Here is a 7624-nt window from a genome sequence, read left to right on the forward strand (position 1 = left end):
CCTCCGCCCGCAACCCCCCCTCCGGCGGCGGGTCCAACAGCCGCACCGGCGCGCCATACATCATCTCCATGGAAGCCATCCGGGAGTTTAAAGTGGTGACCAACCAATACGATGTGACGTACGGCAGAAGCGGCGGCGGCACCATCAGCACCGTAACCAAATCCGGCACCAACGAATTCACCGGGAGCGCGTTCATGTTCGGGCGAACCGACTGGGCTTCCAGCCGGTACGATATCCGCGGCGCCAAACGCAACAGCGAATTCTCCACGTACCAATACGGCGTGGCCTTCGGCGGCCCCATCGTAAAAGATAAAGCGCACTTTTTCGTGACCTGGGACCACCAGGCCGACGCCCGCCCGCTGCTCATCGCCGAGATCAAAAGCCCGGAGGATGAAGTCCGCCAGAACATCACCCAATCCACCCTCGACGAATTCCTCGGCATCGCCCGGACCAAATACGGCGTGGCCAACACCCCGCAGTTCGGCAGCTTCGACAAGAAACGCGGAACAGACGCGATCTTCGCTCGGGTCGACTGGCAGCTGAACGAAAAAAACCTGCTGACCATCCGCAACAACTACATCAACGACCGCAACTTCCAGGGCCGTAACGACAACACCACCATCAACATGTACGAAGTGTATGGCGATGCGAATGTGTACAATAACAGCCTCCTCGCCACTTTGCGCACCGTGATCAGCCCGAAGGTGACCAACGAACTGAAGGTCCAGCACCTGTATACTTTCGAGGAAAGCGTTCCCAACAAACAGCTGCCCCGCGAGAATATCCCGCGCGCCATCGTGGAAAACATCACGTCCACCATCAACGGCAAAACGGTGAATACCAACATCCAGCTGGGCGGCCAGCGTTATTCGCCGGAGCACTTCTACAACAACATCCTGCAACTGGTCGACAACGTGTATTTCAGCACCGAGAAAGCGAATTTTACATTCGGGACGGATATCATGTACAGCCATCTCAATTCCCTGTACGGCAGTGAAATGAACGGACGCTTTTACTACCGCGGCATGGATGCGTTCGACAACAACACGCCTTACCGTTACGCCCGCGAAGTGGCCATCGGCGGCAATCCCGCGCTGAACCAGAATGTGCTGAACGCGGGCCTGTATGCGCAGATGCAAACCAAGCTGGGCAAGGGCCTGGAAATGATCGCCGGTTTGCGCGCGGATTATACTTCCTACATGAGCAAGCCCAATAAGAACCAGGTGGTGCTGAACGAACTGGGCCTCAATACCTCCAACGGGCTAAATTCCTTCATCCTCCAGCCCCGCGTCCAGTTTAACTGGGACATCGGCGACAAACATACCGACTACCTGCGCTTCGGCGCCGGCATCTTCGGCTCGGATATCAACAACTACGCGATGATCAACAACCAGCTGTTCGACGGTACGAAAGTAATATCCATCGATGTGAACGATCCCGCGCTGCTGCCTGTCCCCAACTTCCCTGGTTACCGCCAGGACCCGTCCACCGCGCCGGGAGAAGCTTACATCGCGGAAAACAACCTGCCTAAAACGAGCACGATCAACATGAACGGCAAAGACGCCAGGATTCCCGTGATCTACAAGGCCAACATTTCCTACAACCACTTCTTCACCGACCGCCTGAAGGCCGGCATCACCGTGTTTACCACGATCGCGCGCCATAACTACATGTATGTAGACCGCAATATGGTAGACAATCCTTTCTTCACCCTGGAGAACGAAGGCGGCCGCGGCGTGTATGTGCCGGCGTCCACCATTACCGACAAAGGGATCATGGACTGGCAGCAGGGCCGCAAAAGCACCAACGTGGGCCGTGTGCTGGAACTGAACAGCGGTGGTAAAGTGAACCAGTATGCCGTGGTGCTCGACGCAACCTGGCGGTACTGGAAAGACGGTGAAGTGACCGCCAGCTACACCTGGAACGATTCCCGCGACAACACCTCCTTCAACGGCGACGTGGCCAACACCGCCACGCTCAACCTCATGACGCGCCAGGACCCGCGCGACCTCAGCAGGATGACGTATTCCGACAACCAGTTCCGCCACAAAGTGGTGTTCTACGGAACCCTTCCTTCCTGGAAAGGCTTCAGCGTGGGCATCCGGTATTCCGGGCTGGGCGGCACCCGCTATTCCCTCGCGGTGAACGGCAACGTGAACGGCGACTTCGTTACCTCCAACGATCTCGCGTACATCTTCGACGTGAACGACACCAAGGTGCCGCAGGTGTACCGCGACGGCATCAACGGCATCCTCAACAACCCGAACGCCAGCAACAGCCTGAAAAGCTACATCCGCGAAAGCATGGGTAAAATAGCGGAACGTAATGGCGGAGAAAACGGGTTCTTCGGCTTTTGGGACCTGCGCATCGCCAAGAAATTCAGCTTCGCCAAACGTCACGGTATCGAGCTGTCGCTGGACGGATTCAATATCGCCAATATGCTGAACAAGGATTGGGGCACTTCCCAGAACCTGGGCAAGCAAAACATCTATACCACCACCGGTTTCAACAATGTCACAAATGAGCTGGTGTACCGTGTAGGCGCCAATACCGGCGTCGTAAACCCCGGGGGCACGCCCTGGCAGGTGCAGTTCGGCGCGCGGTATAGTTTCTGATTTTTTTTTGGAAGATGGAATATCCGGAAGGGACCGCTGTACCGGCGGTCCTTTCCATTTTTGATGACCGCAAGAAACGGGCGGGCCGGGTGCCGCGGATGGTGTAAATTGCCGGCATGATCGGACACCTGCAGATGGGAAGCACCAACGCTGAACGCAGCGCCCGCTTCCGGGAAATGTTCCGGAAGGGGGAAATCGCCTTCGGCGGATACCGTAAAGGCCGCATTTACGGCACGCTCCGTTGTGCCAGCGGAAAGCGGATGCTGCCCGTCAACCGCGTGTTCTTCGCCAGCGAAGCGGAAGCCCTGGCGCAGGGGTACCGCCCCTGCGGCCATTGCCTCCCCCACAAATACAAACAATGGAAACATTCCCTTACATAACGAATTCATTACCTAAAGACGGCGACGCCCGCCTGTTCCCCGGCTTCTTCACCGCCGCGGAAAGCGACCGCTTCCTGGACGCGCTGACACAGGGCATCCAATGGAAGCAGGAGCCCATCACCATCATGGGCCGCCAGGTGATGCAGCCGCGCCTCACCGCCTGGTATGGCGATGTCCATAAATCGTACACTTACTCCGGCGTCACCATGCGGCCATTACCCTGGACAAACGAGCTTCTCGATATCCGCGCGCGCATCGAAGCCGTGTCGGGCGTGGCGTTCACCAGCGCGTTGCTCAATTTCTACCGCGACGGCAACGACAGCATGGGCTGGCACCGCGACAATGAAAAATCACTCGGCCCGCAGCCCGTCATCGGTTCGGTGAGCTTCGGCGCGGCGAGGTATTTTCATTTCAAACACGCCAAAGACAAAGACCTCCGCATCAAAACGGTGCTGACGCACGGCAGCTTCCTGCTCATGCGCGGCAGCACGCAGGAAAACTGGTACCACAGTGTGCCCAAAACCACGCGGGTAGCGGAGCCCCGCATCAACATCACCTTCCGCGTCATCGTGTAGCGCGATTGCGCAAGAAGCGGGTTCCGGGGGCGGACGGGCGCCGGTATCTTTGCAGTATAAATTTGAAAATCATGGAAACGCAACAACACATAGACTTCAACAGGATTGCTTCCGCCATCGCGTTCCTCCGGCAGCATTTCAAAGACCAGCCCGACCTGGAGGCCGCCGCCGGCCATGTGCACCTGTCTCCTTTTCATTTCCAGCGGATGTTCCAGGAATGGGCGGGCGTGAGCCCGAAACAATTCCTGCAATACCTGAGCCTCGATCATGCGAAAGAACGCTTACTGAAAGGCGATACATTGTCGGATGCCGCGTTTGAAACCGGCCTGTCGGGCACCAGCCGCCTGCACGACCTGTTCATCAAGATCGAAGGGATGACGCCGGGAGAATTCAGGAACGGGGGCGCGGGGCTCGATATCAACTACAGCTTCGCGGAAAGCCCCTTCGGGCCGCTGATCGTAGCTTCCACACAGAAAGGCGTCTGCCACATGGCGTTTGCGGACGCCGGCGAAGCGGAAGCACTGCGTGATCTGCAGGAGAAATTCCCCAACGCGCGGTACCGCCAGTTTGTGGACAGCAACCAGCAACATGCGCTATTTATTTTCGGGGAAGACTGGAAGAAACTCCCCGAGATCAAGCTGCACCTCAAAGGCTCGCCGTTCCAGATCCGCGTGTGGGAAACCCTGCTGAACGTTCCGATGGGCGGGCTTGTCACCTATTCCGGATTGGCGCAAAAAGCCGGTCATGCCGGCGCCTCCAGGGCCGTAGGCACCGCCGTGGCTTCCAATCCCGTGGCCTTCCTTATCCCCTGCCACCGCGTGATCCGCTCCAGCGGCGAAACGGGGCAATATCATTGGGGCCCCGACCGCAAAACCGCCATCATCGGCTGGGAAGCGGCGAAAACTTCCTGATTCCTTTTTCACTTCAACCTAACAAACATGCACCCAACCGCAAACGCGCTCCTGCAGCGCGACTGGGCCCTTATTGCCCGGCAGCTCCAGGAAAACGGCTACGTAATCATACCCAAAGCCCTCATGCATACCGACTGCCAGGCCCTGGCCGGCGCTTACGATCAGCCGGAACATTTCCGCAAAACGATCGTCATGGCCCGCTACCGGTTCGGCCTGGGCGAATACAAATACTACCGTTATCCCCTGCCCGCGATGCTGCAGGACCTCCGCGAAACGCTCTACGCGCAGATCGCGCCGGTGGCGAATAAATGGATGGAACAACTGGACATTGATATCCGGTATCCCGGCGACCACGCGGCTTTCCGGGAACGTTGCAAAGCCAACGGGCAGGATCTACCGGCGGTGCTGATATTGCAATACGGCCCTGGCGGGTTCAATACATTACACCAGGATCTTTACGGCGATGTATACTTCCCGATCCAGGCGGTGCTGTTCCTCGACGAAGCCGGAACGGATTACACCGGCGGCGAGTTCGTGCTGACGGAACAGGTGCCGCGCGCGCAATCCAAAGCGATCGTGCTGCAACCCGCGAAGGGCGACATCCTGCTGTTCACCACCCAATTCCGGCCGGTGAAGGGCAGCCGCGGGTTTTACCGGGCGCACATGAAACACGGCGTGAGCGCGCTGCATACCGGCAAGCGGCATACGCTGGGGATTATCTTCCATGATGCATCGACCTGAGATCAGCTTTTGACGGCGAGGCTCCGCCACAGGTACGCCACGAGATAACTTTCCCAGCCTTTGAACCGGCGGTAGAGTTTTTCCATGGATGGATGATCGGATTTGTCTGAAATGATTTGATGGGAAACGAGGGCGTTCAGCAGCCCGGCGTCGCCGTGCGGGATGCAGGTGGCGTCGCGGATGCTTTTCATGAGCGCGTAGTTGGCGGACCAGATGCCGATGCCGCGGAGGTCCGTCAATGCACGGCGGCGCTCCTCCAGCCCGGGAAGCGCCAGCAGGGATGATTTGCTGATATTGCCGTTGGCGAATTGTTGGGCTACGCCGGTGATGTATTCCGCTTTGCGGCCGGTGAATTGCATAGTGCGCAGTTCCGCGGGGTCGGCTTCTGCCAGCACGGAGGGTTGGGGAAAGATGTGATATACTTCGCCGCCGGTCTCATAGCTTTCGCCCCAGCGTTCCACCATCCTGCGTTTCAGGCGGTAGGCAAAGGTCAGGTTGATTTGCTGGCCGATGATGCTCCACGCCAGGGCTTCGAACAGATCAGGAATGCCGATGAGGCGAAGGCCGCCGAAAGCCCCGGGCATATACGCCAGGGCAGGCACTTTGGCGAGTTTTGCATAGAACGGCCGGATATCCTGCTGCGGCGCCAGCCATTCCTCCACGTACGCCCGTAACGCGGTTTCCGTTTCGGGGGAATCGTTTCCTTCGAGCAATATCGCTTCGATGCCGGCGGGATGCTCGCGGAGGTCCGCCAGCACAGGGTTTCCCGGCAACGGGATCAGTTTCCGCACGCGGCCGGGCAGGATGGTATGCATGCATTCGTCGAAACCCCGGTCCAGGAACCAGAGACATTCGTCGAAACTAAAAGGATCGGATGCGGGTATAATGAACGAGCGGGATGGCATGCCGCAAAGTTAACGCAGCCGAACCGATCAGCTACCCGAAACTTGCGGAAAACGGCGGACGGTCCCGTTATCTCCCATGACCACCAGCGACGCTATCCCTGAGAAAATACCGTGCTCCACCACGCCCGTAATAGATTTCAGCCGGGCGCCCAGTGCGGAGGGGTTTTCTATCAACCCGAAATCCGCATCCACGATCAGGTTTCCTTCGTCGGTGATCACACCCGGCCTTACCGTGCACGATGCCCCCATCCCCGCGATCTGCTCCTGCACATACCGCACCGCGAACGGGATCACTTCCACCGGCACCCTGAATCTGCCCAGGCGCTCCACCAGCTTGGAGGCGTCCGTCATGATCACCAGCTGCCGCGACCGCACCGCCACGATCTTCTCGTGCAGCAATGCGCCTCCGCCACCTTTGATGAGATCCAGGGAGGCGGTGAATTCATCCGCCCCATCCAGCGCGATATCGATATGCGGTACGTCATTGATGTCTGCCAGCGGGATGCCGAGTTTCGTGGCCAGTTCCGCCGTTTGCCGGGATGTAGGGACGCCGGTGATCTTGAGATGACGCGCCGCGATGGCGTGGAGGGCCGCCGTGGCGGTGGAGCCGGTGCCCAGGCCTACCGTCATTCCGTCGACCAAAAGTGCCGCTGCGGCCGTTGCCGCCAGTTGTTTGTCGTTTTCCTGTTGCGAAGCCATACCGGAATGTACGGCATTTGGCGGGCAATACGTAGATTGCCGGTGATTGAGCACTATAAACCCGACGTTATGCAAAGGTTCATCCTGTCTGCCCTGCTTCTATTCACCACCACCCCAAAAACCGCCGCACAAAACGCCGCCGCCGTTATCCGCGCAGAACGCAACTTTGCCGCGCATGCCCTGGAACACGGCGCGAAATCCGCATTTCTTGCCTACACCGACAGCTCCGCCGTTTCCATGGAAGGCGGGGAATACGGCAACGCCCTCGCGCAGTGGCGCGCACGGCCCGACAGCAAGGTTTTATTGCAATGGGGGCCACAGTTCGCCGCCGCCTCGGCCGACGGCATTACCGGTTTTACCACTGGCCCCTATTACATGCAAATCCCCGGAACGGACACCCTCCTGGCTACCGGACAATACACCACCTTCTGGCTGCGCAACAGCCGCGGCGAATGGAAATACCTCATCGATTTCGGCATCCAGCCGAACCCATTACCGCCGCATTGATTGCCGACCCGCAGGCCACGACGCGCGGGGCGGAAGATGCTTTCCTCACCCGCTACGAAACAGCAGGCCCCTCCGCTTACAATTCGGTGCTGGACAGCCAGTGCCGGCTCAATATGGACCGGTCCAAACCCGTTTCCGGCAGCCATGCATTCCTACGCCTGGTTACTTCGCAGCCGCATGCGCCGCAATTCGTTCCCATGGGCGCTTTCTTGTCGGCCGGTAAAGACCTGGCATATGTTTACGGCGATCTGGTGTATGGAAACGCCAAAAGCCACTACCTCCGCATCTGGG

The 7624-nt window shown here is 58.7% G+C and carries 9 protein-coding genes; 7 read left to right on the forward strand and 2 right to left on the reverse strand.

Features of this window, described 5'->3' with window-relative positions; translation table 11 throughout:
* The 5 genes from Q0510_RS13350 to Q0510_RS13370 all read left to right on the forward strand — a co-directional run.
* A partial coding sequence (locus Q0510_RS13350) for a TonB-dependent receptor (protein WP_298712495.1) occupies positions 1 to 2615 on the forward strand: 2615 nt, incomplete at its 5' end.
* 116 nt (positions 2616 to 2731) lie between these two features.
* The gene (locus Q0510_RS13355; protein WP_298712497.1) at positions 2732 to 2995 is read left to right on the forward strand and encodes an Ada metal-binding domain-containing protein; all 264 of its coding nucleotides are present in this window, start codon (positions 2732 to 2734) and stop codon (positions 2993 to 2995) included.
* The gene (locus Q0510_RS13360) at positions 2974 to 3570 is read left to right on the forward strand and encodes an alpha-ketoglutarate-dependent dioxygenase AlkB (RefSeq protein WP_298712500.1); all 597 of its coding nucleotides are present in this window, start codon (positions 2974 to 2976) and stop codon (positions 3568 to 3570) included. The genes Q0510_RS13355 and Q0510_RS13360 overlap by 22 nt, the downstream gene beginning before the upstream one ends.
* Positions 3571 to 3641: 71 nt before the next feature.
* The gene (locus Q0510_RS13365) at positions 3642 to 4481 is read left to right on the forward strand and encodes a bifunctional transcriptional activator/DNA repair enzyme AdaA (RefSeq protein ID WP_298712503.1); all 840 of its coding nucleotides are present in this window, start codon (positions 3642 to 3644) and stop codon (positions 4479 to 4481) included.
* Positions 4482 to 4508: 27 nt separating this feature from the next.
* Positions 4509 to 5222 (forward strand): 2OG-Fe(II) oxygenase, encoded by a 714-nt coding sequence (locus Q0510_RS13370; RefSeq protein ID WP_298712505.1) that lies wholly within the window; start codon positions 4509 to 4511, stop codon positions 5220 to 5222.
* A gap of 2 nt (positions 5223 to 5224) precedes the next feature.
* Here the strand turns inward: Q0510_RS13370 and Q0510_RS13375 are convergent, their stop codons facing one another.
* Entirely contained in the window at positions 5225 to 6127 is a 903-nt protein-coding gene (locus tag Q0510_RS13375; RefSeq protein WP_298712508.1) for a hypothetical protein, read from the reverse strand.
* Positions 6128 to 6154: 27 nt separating this feature from the next.
* Entirely contained in the window at positions 6155 to 6826 is a 672-nt protein-coding gene (gene rpiA, locus Q0510_RS13380; RefSeq protein WP_298712511.1) for a ribose-5-phosphate isomerase RpiA, read from the reverse strand.
* A gap of 69 nt (positions 6827 to 6895) precedes the next feature.
* Between rpiA and Q0510_RS13385 the strand changes: the two genes are divergently transcribed.
* Positions 6896 to 7333: a hypothetical protein gene (locus Q0510_RS13385; RefSeq protein ID WP_298712513.1), complete on the forward strand. Its 438-nt coding sequence runs from the start codon at positions 6896 to 6898 to the stop codon at positions 7331 to 7333.
* Positions 7330 to 7624, forward strand: a 295-nt coding sequence (locus Q0510_RS13390; RefSeq protein ID WP_298712515.1) for a hypothetical protein, incomplete at its 3' end; no start/stop codon positions are given. The genes Q0510_RS13385 and Q0510_RS13390, both read left to right, overlap by 4 nt.

Source organism: uncultured Chitinophaga sp. (assembly GCF_937874145.1).
Classification (GTDB): domain Bacteria; phylum Bacteroidota; class Bacteroidia; order Chitinophagales; family Chitinophagaceae; genus Chitinophaga.